The following is a 17639-nucleotide window of genomic DNA, read 5'->3' as shown; positions in this document are numbered from 1 at the left end:
ATTTGTGGCTATGGATTTAAACACGCTGCTTGAAACGACCGTTACCGGTCTGGGTTATGAACTCGTCGATGTCGAGATGTCGCCGCGCGGCCGTACGATTCGCGTCTTTATCGATCTTCCTGAAAAGGCGACCGGTATTGATGTCGAGGATTGCGCCAAGGTTTCCAATCAGTTGTCGCGTGTGTTCGAGGTGGAAAATGTCGATTTTGACCGCCTTGAAATCTCCTCGCCGGGTCTCGATCGCGTTGTCAAGAAGGCTGCCGATTTCGAGCGTTTCGCCGGTCAGGATATCCAGATCAAGCTGCGCATTCCGCATGCCGGTCGCCGCAATTTCCAGGGTCGGTTGCTCGGCCTGAAGGATGGCAAGGTCGGCCTGCAACTGGAAAAAGATGAAGTGGAACTCGAATTTAATAATATCGAAAAGGCACGTTTAGTGCCGCGATTCGACTGAAGGACTAGGAGGTTTTAGCCCATGAGCCGTGAAATTTTGCTACTGGTCGATGCTTTGGCCCGCGAGAAGAACGTCGGCAAGGAAATCGTCTTCGCTGCCCTTGAACTGGCGCTCGCGTCAGCGACCAAGAAGCGTATCCATGACGAAGCCGATGTTCGCGTTTCGATCGACCGTAATACCGGTAACTACGACTCCTTCCGTCGCTGGCAGGTCGTGCCCGACAACGAATACGTCAACGAATACCTCGAAGTGCCGCTTTCCGAAGCGCAAAAAGACGATCCGGAGATCGAGGTTGGCGATACGCTCGAAGAAGGGCTGGAGCCTATCGATTTCGGTCGGATCGGCGCCCAGGCTGCCAAGCAGGTCATTCTGCAGAAGATTCGCGACGCCGAGCGCGAGCAGATCCTGACCGACTTCCTGGATCGCAAGGAACATGTCGTTTCCGGCACCATCAAGCGCATGGAGCGTGGCAACGCGATCGTCGAGGCCGGCAAGATCGAAGCCCTGCTGCCGCGTGACCAGATGATCCCCAAGGAAAACCTCCGGGTTGGCGATCGCATTCGTGCCTACCTGCTGCGCATCGACCGCAATGCGCGTGGTCCGCAGATCATCCTGTCGCGTACCGCGCCTGAATTCATCATCAAGCTGTTCGACATGGAAGTGCCGGAAATCGCCGACGGCCTGATGGAACTCAAGGCTTGTGCCCGCGACCCCGGTCTGCGTGCCAAAATTGCCGTCAAGTCGAACGATCCGCGCGTTGATCCGATCGGTACCTGTGTCGGTCTGCGTGGTTCGCGGGTGACCGCTGTCCGTAACGAAATCGGTGGCGAGAACATCGATATCGTCCTGTGGTCGGCTGATCCGGCCCAGTTCGTGATCGGTGCGCTGTCGCCGGCCGAGGTTTCCTCCATCGTTGTCGATGAGGAAAAGCACGTCATGGATGTCGTGGTGGACGAAGACAATCTCGCCATCGCCATCGGACGCAGTGGTCAGAATGTTCGCCTCGCTTCCGAGTTGACCGGCTGGACCATCAATCTGATGACCCAGGACGAGTCGGCCAAGCGTTCCGAAGCCGAATACGCAGTGACCCGTGTTGTCTTCATGGAAAAGCTGGATATCGACGAAGAACTCGCCGATCTGCTGATCGAGGAAGGCTTCTCGACGCTGGAAGAAGTGGCCTATGTGCCGCTGGCAGAAATGCTGGAAATCGATGGTCTCGACGAAGACATCGTTAACGAGTTGCGTAACCGCGCCCGTAACGTGTTGCTGACTGAAGCCATCGCGACTGAAGAGCAGCTTGAAAGTGTTTCAGACGATCTGATCGGTCTGGAAGGCATGAGCAAAGAGCTGGCCGCAAAACTGGCTGGTCACGACATCAAGACGCGCGACGACCTCGCCGAACTGGCTGTCGATGAATTGACTGAAATGACCGGCATTGACGATGAGCGTGCCAAGGAACTTATTCTGAAGGCACGTGCTCACTGGTTTGAGTGAGCGGGAGGTAGCAAGTATGTCCGCAACAACTGTTTCACAATTCGCTGTTGAACTGAAAATGCCGGTCGCGGCCCTGCTCGAGCAATTGAGCAAGGCCGGTGTCGCCACGCAGGATAACAACGGCACCCTGACTGATCAGGACAAGGCCAAGCTGCTCGATTACCTGCGCCGTGCGCATGGTGACGACTCCAAGACCAAGATTACCCTGATGCGCAAGCAGACCTCGGAAATCAAGGCAACCGACGCACATGGCCGCGCCCGTACCGTGCAGGTCGAGGTGCGCAAGAAGCGTGTTCTCGTCAAGCGCGAGGCTGGTGATCATCATCCGGACGTGGCTGAAAGCGACGAATCCCTGCTGGATGTGGCAGCTGAGTTGCCGATCGAGCAGCCGGTGGTCGAGCTTGCGCCCGAGCCCGTGCCGGAGCCGATTCCTGAGCCGGTGGTCGAGCTCATTCCGGAACCCGAGCCGGAGCCCGAACCCGAACCGATGCCTGAGCCGGCACCTGAGCCGGTGGTTGAGGCGCCCGAGCCGGTCGCCCCGGTGGTGACTCGTCCGGCTCCGTTGACGCGTGCAGCCATTATTGGTGAAGAAGAGCTGAAAGCTCGCGAAGCCCAGGAGCGTCGCCACAATCAGTTGCGTGCCATCCAGGAGCGCGAGCTGAAGGAAAAGCAGGCGCGCGAACAGCAACTGGTGCGCATGCGTCAGGAAGCGGAAGTCGCTGCGGCTGCGGCCAAGGCTGCCGAGTTGGCGAAGCAGCAGGCTGCTGCCGTTGCCAAGACGCAGGAACCGGCCCCGGAAAAGGGTACGCTGCACAAGAAGCCGGATGCGCCGGGCAAGGACGCCAAGAAGGGCGGCAATGCTCGTGCTGACGATGGCAAGAAAAAGCAGGGCATCAAGACGCGTTCTTCGGATACGGGTTCTTCGTGGAAGAGCGGTCGTGGTGGCAACAAGAAGCATGGCCACGCAACGGATGATGGTCAGGGCAGCTTCCAGGCACCGACCGAAGTCATCGTGCGCGAAGTGCATGTGCCGGAAACCATTTCCGTGACCGATCTGGCGCACAAGATGGCAATCAAGGCGATCGAAATCATCAAGGTGATGATGAAGATGGGCTCGATGGTTACCATCAACCAGGTGCTGGACCAGGAAACGGCGATGATCGTCGTCGAAGAAATGGGCCACAAGGCATTTGCCGCCAAGCTTGACGATCCGGATGCCTTCCTCGAAGAATCCGCCGATCACAAGGATGTGCCGCTTGAGCCGCGTGCTCCGGTGGTTACCGTCATGGGTCACGTCGACCACGGCAAGACCTCGCTGCTCGACTACATTCGTCGCGCCAAGGTGGCAGCCGGTGAAGCCGGCGGCATTACCCAGCACATCGGTGCCTACCACGTCGAAACCGACCGTGGCATGGTGACCTTCCTCGATACCCCGGGTCACGAAGCGTTTACCGCGATGCGTGCCCGTGGTGCCAAGGCGACCGATATCGTCATTCTGGTGGTGGCGGCCGACGACGGCGTCATGCCGCAAACCAAGGAAGCCATCCATCACGCCAAGGCGGCCGGTGTGCCGCTGGTTGTAGCGGTCAACAAGATCGACAAGCCGGATTCCAATCCGGATCGCGTCAAGCAGGAGCTGGTTGCGGAAGGCGTCATTCCTGAAGAATACGGTGGCGATTCGCCCTTCGTCTCGGTCTCGGCCAAGAAGGGTACCGGCATCGACGAACTGCTCGAGCAGGTTCTGTTGCAGGCTGAGGTTCTCGAACTGACGGCGCAGAAGGATGCACCGGCCAAGGGGTTGATCATCGAAGCCCGTCTCGACAAGGGGCGTGGCGCCGTGGCAACGATGCTGGTTCAGTCCGGCACCTTGAAGCGCGGCGACGTCGTGCTGGCTGGTCAGGTTTTCGGTCGCGTTCGTGCCATGCTCGACGAGAACGGCAAGCCGATCAATGAAGCCGGTCCGTCGATTCCGGTCGAAATTCTCGGTCTGTCGGATGTGCCGGCAGCCGGCGAAGAAGCCATTGTGCTGACCGATGAAAAGAAGGCGCGCGAAATCGCGCTCTTCCGTCAGGGCAAGTTCCGCGACGTCAAGTTGGCGAAGCAGCAGGCTGCCAAGCTCGAGAACATGTTCGAGCAGATGAAGGAAGGCGAAATGAAGTCGCTCGCCCTCATCGTCAAGGCCGACGTGCAGGGTTCGCAGGAAGCGCTGGTGCAGACGCTGGCCAAGCTTTCCAACGAGGAAGTCCGGGTTCAGATCATCCACGGTGCGGTTGGCGCGATCAGCGAATCCGACGTGAATCTGGCGCAGGCTTCGGGCGCCGTCATCATCGGCTTCAATACGCGTGCCGATGCGGGCGCCCGCAAGCTGGCCGAAACCTTCGGTGTCGATATCCGTTACTACAACGTGATTTACGATGCGGTTGACGAGGTCAAGGCGGCGCTTTCCGGCATGTTGTCGCCAGAAAAGCGCGAGCAGATCACCGGTATGGTCGAAATTCGTCAGGTCATCACCGTGTCGAGGGTCGGTAACATTGCCGGCTGTTACGTGCTGGAAGGTGTCGTCAAGCGCAATTCGCGTATCCGTCTGCTGCGTAACAACGTCGTGCAGTGGGATGGTGAACTCGAGTCGCTCAAGCGCTTCAAGGATGACGTCAAGGAAGTTCGCAGCAATTTCGAATGTGGTCTGTCGCTCAAGAATAACAACGATATTCAAGAAGGCGATCACCTCGAAGTGTACGAAATCCAGGAAGTGGCACGCTCGCTGTAATGAAGAAAAAAGGTTTTCAGCGTAGTGACCGGGTCGCGGAGCAGGTTCGCCGCGACCTTGCCGACCTCATTCGCACCGAGTTGAAGGATCCGCGCGTCGGCATGGTCAGCCTGACGGCTGTCGAGTTGACGCCGGATTATGCGCATGCCAAGGTCTTCTTCGCGACGCTCAACGACGAGCATCTCGACGAGGTCATGCAGGGCTTGAAGCGTGCTTCCGGTTTCCTGCGTCGCGAACTTGGCCGGCGCATCCACATCCATACCCTGCCTGAGCTGCATTTCGTCTACGACAACTCGATCCAGCACGGCGCCAGCATGTCGGCGCTGATCGAGCGGGCCAACGCGCTCAGCGACCTGACCCCGGAAGACTGAACACCATGCAAGTGAAGAAGACCTGGAAACGGGTCGATGGTGTTCTATTGCTCGACAAACCGATCGGCCTGACTTCGAACGACGCGCTGCAAAAGGCGCGTCGTTTGTTTTCGGCGGCCAAGGGCGGGCATACCGGCACTCTCGATCCTCTGGCGACCGGCCTTTTGCCGCTATGTTTCGGCGAAGCGACCAAATTCTCGGCCGATCTGCTCGATGCCGACAAGACCTATGAGGCTGTCCTCAAGTTGGGTGTGACGACGGATTCCGGTGACGCTGAGGGTAAGGTGCTGGAAACAGCCGCGGTCAACGTCACGGAAAGCGACATTTTCCGCGTTTTGCCGATGTTTACCGGTGACCTGCAGCAGATTCCGCCCATGCACTCAGCGCTCAAGCGCGATGGTCGGCCGCTTTACGAGCTGGCTCGTCAGGGTATCGAGGTTGAGCGAGAGGCGAGGGCGGTGACCATTCATCGTCTCGAGTGTCTCGCTTTCAGCGGCGACAGCCTGAGCTTGCGTGTTGCGTGCAGCAAGGGAACCTATATCCGCGTGCTGGCCGCCGACATCGGGCGTGAGCTTGGCTGTGGTGCGCATCTGACGGCTTTGCGGCGTACCGTGGTCGGTGATCTCGATCTGGTCAATGCCGTGACGCTGGCCGAACTTGAGGCGCTCGACGAGGCGGGGCGAATGGCGCGTCTGCAGCCCGTCGATGCGCTGGTGCATACCTTGCCGATTGTTACGGTCGAAGGTGAGGCAGAGTCGCGTTTCCGGCATGGCAATCCGGTCGATTTGCCGGCCGGCCTGAGCGGAAAGATCCGGGTCTATGCCGGTGATCAACTGATCGGTGTGGGCGAGCCAGGTGGCGATGGTCGCTTGTGGCCGAAACGTCTGGTGCAATTGGCTATTTAAGCTGATATACTGCTGCGCTTTCCGTCGCCAACGGAAAATTTTATCCAACTGGCGCTTGCTCTATCAAACCGGGGCGGCGTCGTAACCATGAAAGAGAGTTTGAAATGGCATTCACCACCGAAACCAAAGCCGGCGTCGTCGCCGAGTTCCAGCGCGCCCAAGGCGACACCGGTTCTCCCGAAGTTCAGGTCGCCCTGCTGACCGCCCGCATCAATGAACTGACCCCGCACTTCAAGGAACACAAGAAGGATCACCACTCGCGTCGTGGTCTGCTGCGTATGGTCAATCAGCGTCGCAAGCTGCTCGATTACCTCAAGGGCAAGAATGTTGATGCCTACCGTACCCTGATTACCCGCCTTGGTCTGCGTAAGTAAGCAGCACCAAAGCCAAGAAAGAGCGGCCCGGAATTCTCCCGGCCGCTTTTTTGCATTTTCCGAACTTGTTTTTTCGTTGTTGTAAGTTGTTGTTATTGTTGTTAATTGTGATGAGAGTGAAAGGAATATATGTTTAATGTCGTGAAAAAGACCTTCGCCTATGGCGACCATCAGGTCACCATCGAGACCGGCGAAGTTGCCCGCCAGGCTGGCGGTGCCGTCCTCGTTTCCATGGAAGAAACCGTTGTTCTGGTTACCGTCGTGGCTGCCAAGAGTGCCAAGCCGGGTCAGGATTTCTTCCCGCTGACCGTTGATTATCAGGAAAAAGTTTACGCTGCCGGTCGTATCCCCGGTGGCTTCTTCAAGCGCGAAGGTCGTCCTTCCGAAAAGGAAACGCTGACCTGCCGCCTGATCGACCGCCCGATCCGTCCGCTGTTCCCGGAAGGTTTCTACAACGAAGTTCAGGTCATCGCCACGGTGATGTCGCTGAACCCGGAAGTTGACTCCGATATCCCGGCCCTGATCGGCGCTTCTGCCGCCCTGGCTATTTCCGGTGTGCCGTTCAATGGCCCGATCGGTGCTGCCCGCGTTGGCTATATCGACGGTCAGTACGTCCTGTGCCCGACCCTGAGCCAGCTCAAGTCCAGCCAGCTCGACCTCGTTGTTGCCGGTACCGAAGCTGCCGTGCTGATGGTTGAATCCGAAGCCGACCAACTGTCCGAAGAAATCATGCTCGGTGCTGTTGTTTTCGGTCACACCGAAATGCAGAAGGCGATCAACGCCATCAACGAACTGGTTGAAGAGGCCGGCAAGCCGGAATGGGATTGGCAAGCTGCTCCCAAGGACGAAGCGCTGGTTGCCAGCCTGTCGGCCCTGGTCACGGCCAAGCTCGAAGAAGCCTACAACATCACCGTCAAGCAAACGCGCAGCCAGGCCGTCAAGGTCATCCGCGCCGAAGCCGTTGCCGCCCTGTGTACCGGTGCCGAGGGCGCCTCGGATGAAAACACCGTCGGCAACCTGTTCCATGAAATCGAAGCCTCCATCGTGCGCGGCCGCATCCTGAGCGGTGCCCCGCGTATCGACGGTCGCAACACGCGTACCGTGCGTCCGATCACCATGCGTTCCGGCGTCCTGCCGCGTACCCACGGTTCGGCCCTGTTCACCCGCGGTGAAACCCAGGCGCTGGCGGTTGCCACGCTTGGTACCAACCGCGACGAACAGATCATCGACGCGCTGGCTGGCGAATACCGCGACCGCTTCATGCTGCATTACAACATGCCCCCGTACGCCACCGGCGAATGCGGTCGTGTCGGTACGCCGAAGCGTCGTGAAATCGGCCATGGTCGTCTTGCCAAGCGCGCGCTGCTCGCCGTGCTGCCGAAGCCGGAAGACTTCTCGTACTCGATGCGTCTGGTTTCGGAAATCACCGAATCCAACGGTTCCTCGTCGATGGCTTCCGTTTGTGGCGGCTGTCTGGCCCTGCTCGACGCCGGCGTGCCGCTCAAGGCGCACGTTGCCGGTATCGCCATGGGTCTGATCAAGGACGGCAACCGTTTCGCCGTGCTGACCGACATCCTGGGTGACGAAGATCACCTCGGCGACATGGACTTCAAGGTGGCCGGGACGACCGCTGGTATTACCGCGCTGCAGATGGATATCAAGATCCAGGGCATCACCAAGGAAATCATGCAGGTTGCCCTGGCGCAAGCCCAGGAAGCCCGTCTGCACATCCTGAACCTGATGCAGGAAGCTGCTGCTGGTCCGCGTGAGGAAATGTCGGCCTACGCACCGCGTCTCTACACCTTCAAGATCAACCCGGAAAAGATCCGTGACGTGATCGGCAAGGGCGGCGCCGTCATTCGCGCGCTGACCGAAGAAACCGGCACCACGATCGACATCCAGGACGACGGCACGATCACCATCGCCGCGACCAGTGGCGAAGCTGCCGCGGCTGCCCGTTCGCGCATCGATGCGATCACGGCGGAAGTCGAGATCGGCAAGATCTACGAAGGTACCGTGCTGAAGATTCTTGATTTCGGTGCGATCGTTTCCGTGTTGCCGGGCAAGGATGGTCTGCTGCACATCTCGCAGATCGCCCAGGAGCGCGTCAACAAGGTCGAAGACTACGTCAAGGAAGGCCAGGTTGTTCGCGTCAAGGTTCTCGAGACCGACGACCGTGGCCGCGTCAAGCTGTCGATGAAGGCGGTTGCTGCAGAAGAGGGTACGGCCCCGGCTGCCGCACCGGAAGCTGCCCAGTAATCAGCTGGCTGAAGACTCCCGCCCTGGCGGGAGTCTGAACGCACAAAGGGCGCCTTGCGGCGCCCTTTGTTTTTGGCGGTTTTACTGATGTCGACCGCTGCGGAACGATTTGGCGATTATTTCGCCATCTGGCGTTCTTTCATTTCTTCCAGCGTCTTGCAATCGATGCACAGGGTGGCCGTCGGGCGGGCTTCCAAGCGCTTGATGCCAACTTCGACACCGCACTTGTCACAGAAGCCGTATTCGCCGCTTTCGATGCGACCCAGCGTTTCGTCGATCTTCTTGATCAGCTTGCGTTCGCGGTCGCGATTGCGCAGTTCGATGGCAATATCGGTTTCCTGGCTGGCCCGGTCATTCGGGTCGGCAAAGACGGTGGCCTCGTCCTGCATGGTGTGCACGGTGCGGTCGATATCCTCGCTGAGTTCCTTTTTGAGCGTCTCAAGAATCTTGCGGAAATGCGCGAGTTGCTTGGTGCTCATGTAGTCTTCACCCGCTTTGGGTTCGTACGGCGCGAAATGTTTGTGGAGCAGGTCTTCTGCCATTTTCTTGTGCGTCCTGGTGGCGAAAAAGGCGATTAAATATCAGAAAGCCCGCCTTGTCGCAAGAAAAGTTTATTTTTAAAAGTCAGGCTCCAGTACTGGTGCGGGTTTCCGGGTGGTGCTAGAATGCGCTTCCTCGTGTCGGGGCGTAGCGCAGTCTGGTAGCGCATCTGCTTTGGGAGCAGAGGGTCGTGAGTTCGAATCCCACCGCCCCGACCAATTCCTTCCCTGTTTTCCCGCTTCACCCTCAAGTGCCCGTAGCTCAACTGGATAGAGCAGCTGCCTTCTAAGCAGCAGGTCGGGGGTTCGAGTCCCTCCGGGCACACCACGCTCCATCTCCTGTCCTTTCTCTGTTGCTTCCCTGAATGCAATCGGAGCCGGCCGGTTCCTGGTGGTACGCGTTTCGGTTTTGGGTATTTGGCGTCGAGGAAACTATTCGGCATGCTTGAATAACGTTGGCTGGCAGAATCAAACGGTTTTCTGTCGATGTGCCCCTATCCTTCTTTTCCTTTTGCCGGGTCAGTGGCGAGGGCTGCCTGATCCTTCATCTGCGGGTGTTGATAGCCAATGGGTTTTTTCAAGCGCATTTTCGGTTTTTTGTCGCGTCCTGATAGCGAAGCTTCAAGAACCACTCCGCAGCCTGTCGCGAAGCCCCTGCCAGTCGAGCCTCCCGTGCGCTCGGTGTTGGTCAGCTGGCATGAAATGCTTGATGCCCATGCCAGGATTGCCGGCTACTTTTTGCCTGCCAGTCCGGTGAGTGCGGGTTCCGTCATTACCGGCCAGCAGTTGCTTGATGCATTCCGTTCTGAAAACGTCACACGCCTGGCCGAAAAGCGTCTGGTGGTGATGCCGGTTACCATTGAGCAATGGCAAGGCGCTGATTTCGGCTGCCTCGCTACCGCCCGGACATACTTTCATCTGTTGCTTGCCTCGGTTGCGGCACCTGACGCCTGGTATGCTGTGGCACGGGATATTCGCGCATGCGGGGCCAGGGTGGCAGTGGATGCTGCCTTTTTTGACTTGCCGGATGCCTCTGGTGATCTTGCCGATATGGTGCTGCTCGACGCGCGCGCTGGCGAGTTGGCCGCGCTTGAGCAGATGGTTAAGGCTGTCCGTCAGCGCTATCCTCGGTTGCCTGTGGTTGTGCGTGACGTCAGTTCCTGGGCCGAGTTTCGCTTTTTCCAGTCGCTGGGGGTTGATTACTGCACTGGCGGATTTGCCGCCACGCCGGATGAGGCGGAGCAGGCCGGGCGCTTGAGTCAGAGTCGTCTGGTGGTCATCGAAATGCTGAATCAGCTGCGCAGTGACGCTGAACCCGCCGTGGTTGCCGCTACCGCAAAGCGCGATCCGGCGGTGGTTCTGAAGCTTCTCGAAATGGCCAATTCACCCCTTTCCGGACTGTCGCGCCGGGTTTCGAATCTGGAAGAAGCCATCATGCTGCTAGGGCGGGATGCGGTTTACCGCTGGCTGACCTTGGCAATGTTTCGCATTGATGCCCAAAGGGGGCTGGATGAAACATTGCTGGTCATAGCCCTGAGTCGCGCCTGTTGTCTCGAAGCCCTGGCTCCCGGAGGGGACAAGAAACTGGCGGGCGAGCTTTTCCTGCTTGGCATGCTTTCCGTTGTTGACAGTCTGCTTGGCATGCCGATGGCGGCTGTCCTGGGCAGGATGCATCTGCCCGAAGCCGTATCGATGGCCTTGCTGAGGAACGAGGGGCCTTATGTGCGTTATCTGGTGCTGATGATTGCTCTGGAGAGATGCCGTATCGACCAGGCCGTGACGATGGCGGGGCTGATGGCGATCGATCCAACCCGGTTGTTGAATACTTATAGTACGGCGATGGCCTGGGCAACCTCCGATTTGCTGGGCTAGGGCGCAAAAATGCCTGTTTCACCGTGTTGACCGTTCGGCTTCTCGGGAGGGGAATACAAAACGTCTGAATCGTTTTTCCCGGCCTGCGCCCTGTGTTACATTAGTCGCCTGTCATTAATTGGCGTTGAGGGCTCCCCGATGGCAGGGCGCTGCAGACGATTTGTCGGCAACCTCAACTTGGGATTTCGTGCGCACCTTCGGCGTGCGCGACGAAACGGCATAAAGAGAAATTCAGCATCGTGATAAAACAGGATCGTCGGGCAGGCAATGACCGCCGGAAAAACGTACAGGGGCCCCCACCAGGCATGGCTGAGCGGCGGGTCACCATGCAACGTCGCATGTTCGATATTCCATTGGCGGACATGAGCCTATGGTCGCCGGGAATCCCTGGCGAGCAGTCTTCGGTTTAGTCGAAGAGCAGTGCCGCGGCGACCTTGCGGCCTTCGGCGGCAAGGATGTTGTAGGTTCGACAGGCCGCCTGCAGGTCCATCACTTCCAGGCCGATACCGGCCGGGGCAAATGGCCGGAGCAGGGCACCCGGCGGAAAGCGCAGGCGCTTGCCGGTGCCGAGCAAGATGATTTCCGTTCCCAGGGTCAGCAACTTCTCCATGTCAGCTTCGCCCAGCGATTCGGGCGTGGCGGTCGACCATTCATGAATGATCGATTCCGGCAACAAAATCAGGTTTTTGCCATGTTTTTCGTTGTTGACCGCTACGTAACCTTCACCGTAGGCGGTGAACATGTTGAGTCCGGCAATATTGGATTGGTGTAATTTCACAGCGATATCAGTCCGAAAGGCCCGCCGAAATTGCGGTGCACCATGCGATAAAGTAGGATTATACCTTTTGGAGTACGGCACTCCGGCCGATTGTCGCCGGTTGCTTTCCCGATGGATGGAGTCATGAAACAAATCAAGAAGTCCGCCAAGCTTGCCAACGTCTGCTACGACATCCGCGGCCCCGTGCTGCAGAAGGCCAAGCAGATGGAGGACGAGGGTCACAAGATCATAAAACTGAACATCGGCAACCTCGCCGCGTTCGGTTTCGATTCGCCCGAAGAAATCCAGCAGGACATCATTCGCAACCTGCCCAATGCGGCGGGCTACACCGACTCCAAGGGCATCTTTGCGGCGCGCAAGGCGATCATGCACTATACCCAGCAGAAGGGTATCAAGGGGGTGACGCTGGAGGACATCTACGTCGGCAACGGCGTCTCCGAGTTGATCGTGATGGCCATGAACGCGCTGCTTGATGTCGAAGACGAAGTACTGGTGCCGGCGCCTGACTACCCGCTGTGGACGGCTGCAATCAGCTTGTCCGGCGGTACGCCGAAGCATTACCTGTGCGATGAGGAGAACGGCTGGTATCCGGACCTCGACGATATTCGCAAGAAGATCACCAAGCACACCAAGGCGATCGTCATCATTAATCCGAACAATCCGACCGGTGCCCTGTACCCGGACGAACTGCTCAAGGAACTGGTCGAAATCGCCCGTCAGCATCACCTGATCATCTACGCCGACGAGGTGTACGACAAGGTGCTTTACGACGCCGAGACGCATACTTCGATTGCTTCGCTGTCCGAGGATGTTCTGACCATTACGTTCAATGGTCTGTCCAAGAACTATCGTTCCTGCGGCTATCGCGCCGGCTGGATGATCGTTTCCGGCGACAAGCGGCACGCCAAGGACTACATCGAAGGCCTCGACATGCTGTCCTCGATGCGCCTGTGTGCCAACGCGCCGGGCCAGCATGGCATCCAGACGGCGCTCGGCGGTTACCAGAGCATCGATGATCTGGTCGGTGAAGGTGGTCGCATGCGTCGCCAGCGCGATATCGCGCATGACTTGATTACCGCCATTCCCGGCGTGACTTGCGTCAAGCCCAAGGCGACGCTGTACATGTTCCCGAAGCTCGATCCGAAGATCTACCCGATCAAGAACGACCAGGCCTTCATCACCGAGTTGCTGCAGGAAGAAAAGGTACTGCTCGTGCAGGGCACCGGTTTCAACTGGCCGCATCCGGACCATTTCCGCCTGGTCTTCCTGCCGCACGAAGACGATCTCAAGGAGGCCATCGGTCGTATTGCGCGCTTCCTGGAAAATTACCGCAAGCGGCACGGCACCAACTAGCCATTAGCTGTCAGAGGCTGGCGCTGTCAGCCCTGGCCCCTAAGTAACTTGATCCTAACAACTAACTCACTCGACCCATATATGAAACCTATCAATGTTGGCCTAATCGGCATCGGCACCGTCGGCGGTGGTACCTGGACTGTTCTCAAGCGCAATGCGGACGAAATCGCCCGCCGCGCCGGCCGGCCGATTCGCATTACTGCCGTGGCCGACAAGAACGTCGAACTGGCCAAGCAGATTACCGGTGGCGAAGCCCGGGTGACCGATGACGCCTTCGCGCTGGTCAGCGACCCCGAAATCGACATCATCGTCGAACTGATCGGTGGCTACGGCGTTGCCAAGGAACTGGTCCTGCAATCGATTGCCAACGGCAAGCATGTCGTGACCGCCAACAAGGCCTTGCTCGCCGTGCATGGCACCGAAATTTTCAATGCCGCCCAACAGAAGGGCGTCATGGTCGCTTTCGAAGCGGCTGTAGCGGGTGGCATTCCGGTCATCAAGGCGCTGCGCGAAGGCCTCTCGGCCAATCGCATCGAGTGGGCGGCCGGCATCATCAACGGCACGACCAACTTCATCCTTTCCGAAATGCGCGACAAGGGCCTGTCCTTCGACACCGTGCTCAAGGAAGCGCAGCGCCTGGGTTACGCCGAAGCGGATCCGACTTTCGATATCGAAGGTGTCGATGCCGCCCACAAGGCGACCCTGATTGCCTCCATCGCTTTCGGCATCCCCGTGCAGTTCGACAAGGCTTACGTTGAAGGCATCACCAAGCTTGAAGCTTCCGACATCAAGTACGCCGAACAGCTCGGCTACCGCATCAAGCTGCTCGGCATTGCCAAGCGTCGCGATAACGGCATCGAGCTGCGCGTCCATCCGACCCTGATTCCGGCCAAGCGCCTGATCGCCAACGTCGAGGGTGCGATGAATGCCGTGCTGGTCAAGGGCGACGCCGTCGGTGCCACGATGTACTACGGCAAGGGCGCCGGCGCCGAGCCGACCGCTTCCGCTGTCATCGCTGATCTGGTCGATGTCACCCGCCTGGCCACCGCCGATGCGGCGCACCGTGTGCCGCACCTGGCGTTCCAGCCGGATGCGATGTCCAACCTGCCGATCCTGCCGATGAGCGAGATTGAAACCGGCTACTACTTGCGCCTGCGAGTGGAAGACAAGCCGGGCGTGCTCGCCGACGTGACGCGCATCCTGGCCGACCAGGCGATCTCGATTGATGCCATGCTGCAGCGTGAGCCGGAAGAGGGCGAAGGCGAGACCGACATCATCATCCTGACCCACGTTTGCAAGGAAAGCGCTGCGGACGCAGCGATCGCCAAGATCGAAGCTCTCGCTGCACAAAAGGGCAAGGTCAAGCGCATTCGCCTGGAAGAGCTGCAATAAGCCGCAAGCTGTTCTGAACGGTCAACGGGGGCAAAGCCCCCGTTTTCTTTATGGGCTTGCCAAGATGGATCAAGGAAATGTGAATGGCGACCGGGCAAAATCGCCTTTCACATTTTTTGAATCCGACCCAAGGAGCCATCATGCAAGCCATTCACGTCTGCGACCACTCAACCCCTGCCGCACTCTATCCCTTTGATGCGCGTGGTGTTGCCAAGCGGTTTCGCCATGCCGCGATCTTCGGCGCACTTGATGCCCTGCACCCTGGCGAGACCATGCGTTTTTGCAATGACCACGATCCTTTGCCGCTACTGGCACAACTGCAGCAGCGTTATGGCGAGCGCCTGGGGATTGCTTACCAGCAACGCGAGCCGGGTGCGATCGTGATTGATTTTTCCGTGCTGGGTTAAGCCTCTCGCGGCACCTTGGGCGAGCGCTATGCGTTCAGCGCATCGGTCAGGGATTTCACCTCAGCCGCCGACTCGGCGAGTACCTGGCTCAACATCGCATCATCAATCATCATGTCGAGATCGGCCGGTGGTGTCTTTTGCGGCAAATCATCACCACTGCTCAAGGGCGAGCAGACCGGCGACAACTGATCCGCAAGCAGCAGGGTATCGCCGAGCGATTGGGGCGGCATCGACAGATAGCCGTTCCACAGGCTGCTTATTGCTTCCTGTATTTTTTCCGGGACACCAAGTATCTGCAGGATGGTGCCGCTGATGCGCGCCTCGCCTTCATCGCGCCACACCTCGAAACCGCTGTTGAGCAGGTTCGGGTAACGACCGACCTTCGAAATCAGGTAGAAGCCACCGATTTCATGCACGATGCCGGCGAAGAAGGCTGCATCGGGATCCTGGTGGGTGACGCGGCGGGCAATGACACGGGCCAGTGCGGCAACGTGGGCTGTATGCTCCCACAATCGGGCAGCAATCGCCCGGTGTTCCGGCGACTGCGACAGCCCTTGCATCTGTCTGACGATGACGGCCATGACAAGAATGCGCAGCGTATTGAAGCCCAGTCGCGAAATGGCCGAACGAACGTCGTTCATGGCCTGTCCGGAAGGATTGTAGGCAACCGAGTTGGCAATGCCGATGACCCGTGACAGGAGGACCGGTTCTGCCGAGATCAGCTTGGCGAGCTGATCGATCGAGCAATCCGGGTCATCCAGCAGTTTTTGCACGCGCAAGCCAATTTCGGCGTTGGTCGGAAAGACCATGTCGCCTCGCACCGCATCGGCAGCGATGGCATAGAGAGCTTCCTTGACGTCGTTCATTTCATTTCTCCCTGCTGAATTACTTGCCGAAGCTGACGATTGCTTGCGGAATCTGTTCCAGTGCGATTACCTGATCGACGGCTCCGAGCTTGATTGCTTCCTTGGGCATCCCGAAAACAACGCAGCTGGCTTCATCCTGGGCGATCGTGTGGGCCCCTGTAGCATGCATTTCCTTCATGCCGCGCGCCCCGTCATCCCCCATGCCGGTCATGATGATGCCCAGTGCATTGGCCCCGGCAAACTTTGCAACCGAGCGGAAAAGTACATCAACCGACGGTTTGTGGCGATTCACCAACGGGCCATCGACGACTTCGACGACATACTGGGCACCATTTCGCTTGAGCATCATGTGTCGACCGCCAGGCGCGATCAATGCCCGGCCAGGCATGACGCGGTCCCCGTTTTTGGCTTCGCGTACTTCGATCTGGCACAGGTTGTTCAGTCGTTCGGCAAACATGGCGGTGAATTTTTCCGGCATGTGCTGGACCACGACAATTCCCAGTGCCGTTGCCGGGAGCTTGCTGAGAACGATCTCCAGCGCCTGCGTGCCGCCGGTCGAGGTGCCGATGGCAACAAGCTGTTCCGTGGTCTTGACCAGGGCGGCATTATTCGCGGAACTGAGCATGACGTCTGCCGTCAGCTTCGGACGAAAGCCTGAAAATGTAGCTGGCGCAGCCGTCGTGCGGACCGCGCGCATATTGGCACGAGCCGCGCTGCGTACAGCCTGGACGATATCGTTGGAGGCGTCTTCCAGAAAGTTTTTCAGTCCGACCTTGGGCTTCGTGATGATTGAAACAGCACCGGCAGAGAGGGCCTCGAAGGTTGCTTGTGCGCCTTTTTCGGCTAGCGACGAGCAGACGACAACCGGCGTCGGACGCTCGGCCATCACTTTCTTGAGGAAGGTAATGCCATCCATGCGCGGCATTTCAATGTCGACGACCAGAACATCGGGCCACTGGGCATTCATTTTTTGCAGGGCAAAAATCGGATCAGCCGCCGTACCGATGACTTCGATCCCGGCATCAGCCATCAGGGCCTGCGAGATGACCTGCCGGACGACGGCCGAGTCATCGACAATCATTACCTTGATTCGCTGCTCAGCCATTGCTGCTCCTGATGCTGGCATCGCTACCTTGCGGGAAGGCCAGCCAGACATCGCCGCTCCAGATATCAAAATGCAGTTTGCGGCGGCCGCTGCCGCCAACATGTTCGGCCATCAAGGCAATATGCCGGGCGGCAAGCATTTTTCGTCCGAGTTCTATATTACGAGGGCCAATATCCATTTTTTCTCCTCCTGGACCACTCAACATGTTGGCGCCACCGAAGAGCTTTGCCTGATATTCGCCGGGATGCGTACCCGCGGCTTCTACCTGTTGCAGAAACATCTCGAAAGCCTCACTACCGAAACGTCCGTCAAGAGGAGCTCCGGCAGGACGGTTTCGCTCGGTCAGCATGTAGTGACACATGCCGCCGATCTTGCGGCGCGGGTGCCAAAGCGTGATTGAAACACAGGAACCGAGCAGGGTGGAAATACGGGTCATGCCGGAGCCGAAGTAAAACTCGCCGGGATTGAGAAAAACGGTGTGGGGTTCCGGCGCCACGCTGGTCATGGCTTGCGGTAGATCGTCGGCAGGATGGCTTCAACCCGGTCGGTAAGACCATTCAGGGTTTCCGAATGGCCAATGATCAGATGACCGCCGGATTTGAGCCGGGGTAACAGGTTATGCACGACTTTGGTCTTGGTCGGCGGGTCGAAATAAATCATCACGTTGCGCAGAAAAATAACCTCGAATTCGCCGATCTCTGCATCG

General features: G+C 58.5%; 17 protein-coding genes and 2 tRNA genes. 13 read left to right on the top strand and 6 right to left on the bottom strand.

The window, feature by feature from the left end; genetic code table 11:
- Window positions 1–10 precede the first annotated feature (10 nt).
- The 7 genes from rimP (at window position 11) to pnp (ending at window position 8621) form a co-directional block, all read left to right on the top strand.
- Complete coding sequence (rimP, locus tag KIG99_RS00095; RefSeq protein ID WP_226444209.1) at window positions 11–451, top strand: ribosome maturation factor RimP; 441 nt, start codon at window positions 11–13, stop codon at window positions 449–451.
- 21 nt (window positions 452–472) lie between these two features.
- Window positions 473–1945, top strand: a complete 1473-nt coding sequence (nusA, locus tag KIG99_RS00090; protein ID WP_226458201.1) for a transcription termination factor NusA — start codon at window positions 473–475, stop codon at window positions 1943–1945.
- A gap of 16 nt (window positions 1946–1961) precedes the next feature.
- The gene (gene infB / locus KIG99_RS00085; RefSeq protein ID WP_226458200.1) at window positions 1962–4712 is read left to right on the top strand and encodes a translation initiation factor IF-2; all 2751 of its coding nucleotides are present in this window, start codon (window positions 1962–1964) and stop codon (window positions 4710–4712) included.
- A complete protein-coding gene (gene rbfA, locus KIG99_RS00080; RefSeq protein ID WP_226458199.1) occupies window positions 4712–5083 on the top strand; it encodes a 30S ribosome-binding factor RbfA in 372 nt (123 codons plus the stop codon). The genes infB and rbfA overlap by 1 nt, the downstream gene beginning before the upstream one ends.
- Before the next feature lie 5 nt (window positions 5084–5088).
- Window positions 5089–5988: a tRNA pseudouridine(55) synthase TruB gene (gene truB / locus KIG99_RS00075; protein WP_226458198.1), complete on the top strand. Its 900-nt coding sequence runs from the start codon at window positions 5089–5091 to the stop codon at window positions 5986–5988.
- A 104-nt stretch (window positions 5989–6092) separates the two neighbouring features.
- Window positions 6093–6362, top strand: coding sequence for a 30S ribosomal protein S15 (gene rpsO, locus KIG99_RS00070; protein WP_226458197.1), 270 nt, complete (start codon window positions 6093–6095; stop codon window positions 6360–6362).
- A 129-nt stretch (window positions 6363–6491) separates the two neighbouring features.
- Complete coding sequence (gene pnp, locus KIG99_RS00065) at window positions 6492–8621, top strand: polyribonucleotide nucleotidyltransferase (protein ID WP_226458196.1); 2130 nt, start codon at window positions 6492–6494, stop codon at window positions 8619–8621.
- Window positions 8622–8737: 116 nt separating this feature from the next.
- Here the strand turns inward: pnp and dksA are convergent, their stop codons facing one another.
- Window positions 8738–9163, bottom strand: coding sequence for an RNA polymerase-binding protein DksA (gene dksA / locus KIG99_RS00060; protein ID WP_226440038.1), 426 nt, complete (start codon window positions 9161–9163; stop codon window positions 8738–8740).
- A gap of 139 nt (window positions 9164–9302) precedes the next feature.
- Between dksA and KIG99_RS00055 the strand changes: the two genes are divergently transcribed.
- The 3 genes from KIG99_RS00055 to KIG99_RS00045 all read left to right on the top strand — a co-directional run bounded on the left by KIG99_RS00055 (window position 9303) and on the right by KIG99_RS00045 (window position 11032).
- Window positions 9303–9379: transfer RNA gene (locus tag KIG99_RS00055), tRNA-Pro, on the top strand.
- Between the two features lie 32 nt (window positions 9380–9411).
- Window positions 9412–9488 (top strand) — tRNA-Arg (locus KIG99_RS00050).
- 239 nt (window positions 9489–9727) lie between these two features.
- Window positions 9728–11032: an EAL and HDOD domain-containing protein gene (locus KIG99_RS00045; protein ID WP_226458195.1), complete on the top strand. Its 1305-nt coding sequence runs from the start codon at window positions 9728–9730 to the stop codon at window positions 11030–11032.
- 406 nt (window positions 11033–11438) lie between these two features.
- On the opposite strand, the gene KIG99_RS00040 is transcribed toward KIG99_RS00045, so the two are convergent.
- On the bottom strand, window positions 11439–11810 hold the full coding sequence (locus KIG99_RS00040) for an Mth938-like domain-containing protein (protein ID WP_226458194.1): 372 nt from the start codon (window positions 11808–11810) through the stop codon (window positions 11439–11441).
- Between the two features lie 123 nt (window positions 11811–11933).
- Between KIG99_RS00040 and KIG99_RS00035 the strand changes: the two genes are divergently transcribed.
- The 3 genes from KIG99_RS00035 to KIG99_RS00025 all read left to right on the top strand — a co-directional run bounded on the left by KIG99_RS00035 (window position 11934) and on the right by KIG99_RS00025 (window position 14962).
- Window positions 11934–13163, top strand: a complete 1230-nt coding sequence (locus KIG99_RS00035) for a pyridoxal phosphate-dependent aminotransferase (protein ID WP_226458193.1) — start codon at window positions 11934–11936, stop codon at window positions 13161–13163.
- A gap of 81 nt (window positions 13164–13244) precedes the next feature.
- Window positions 13245–14555 (top strand): homoserine dehydrogenase, encoded by a 1311-nt coding sequence (locus KIG99_RS00030; protein WP_226458192.1) that lies wholly within the window; start codon window positions 13245–13247, stop codon window positions 14553–14555.
- Between the two features lie 83 nt (window positions 14556–14638).
- Window positions 14639–14962: a DUF2249 domain-containing protein gene (locus tag KIG99_RS00025; protein ID WP_226458191.1), complete on the top strand. Its 324-nt coding sequence runs from the start codon at window positions 14639–14641 to the stop codon at window positions 14960–14962.
- 26 nt (window positions 14963–14988) lie between these two features.
- On the opposite strand, the gene KIG99_RS00020 is transcribed toward KIG99_RS00025, so the two are convergent.
- From KIG99_RS00020 to KIG99_RS00005, 4 genes are all read right to left on the bottom strand, one after another.
- Entirely contained in the window at window positions 14989–15828 is an 840-nt protein-coding gene (locus KIG99_RS00020; protein ID WP_226458190.1) for an HDOD domain-containing protein, read from the bottom strand.
- Window positions 15829–15847: 19 nt separating this feature from the next.
- The gene (locus KIG99_RS00015) at window positions 15848–16933 is read right to left on the bottom strand and encodes a protein-glutamate methylesterase/protein-glutamine glutaminase (protein WP_226461767.1); all 1086 of its coding nucleotides are present in this window, start codon (window positions 16931–16933) and stop codon (window positions 15848–15850) included.
- Complete coding sequence (locus tag KIG99_RS00010) at window positions 16926–17438, bottom strand: chemotaxis protein CheD (RefSeq protein WP_226458189.1); 513 nt, start codon at window positions 17436–17438, stop codon at window positions 16926–16928. The genes KIG99_RS00015 and KIG99_RS00010 overlap by 8 nt, the downstream gene beginning before the upstream one ends.
- Window positions 17435–17639: CheR family methyltransferase (locus tag KIG99_RS00005; RefSeq protein ID WP_319002346.1), on the bottom strand; the 205-nt coding region annotated here is incomplete at its 5' end. The genes KIG99_RS00010 and KIG99_RS00005, both read right to left, overlap by 4 nt.

Source organism: Quatrionicoccus australiensis (assembly GCF_020510425.1).
In the GTDB taxonomy this organism is placed as follows: domain Bacteria; phylum Pseudomonadota; class Gammaproteobacteria; order Burkholderiales; family Rhodocyclaceae; genus Azonexus; species Azonexus australiensis_A.
This window is presented reverse-complemented; position numbering and strand designations above follow the sequence as displayed.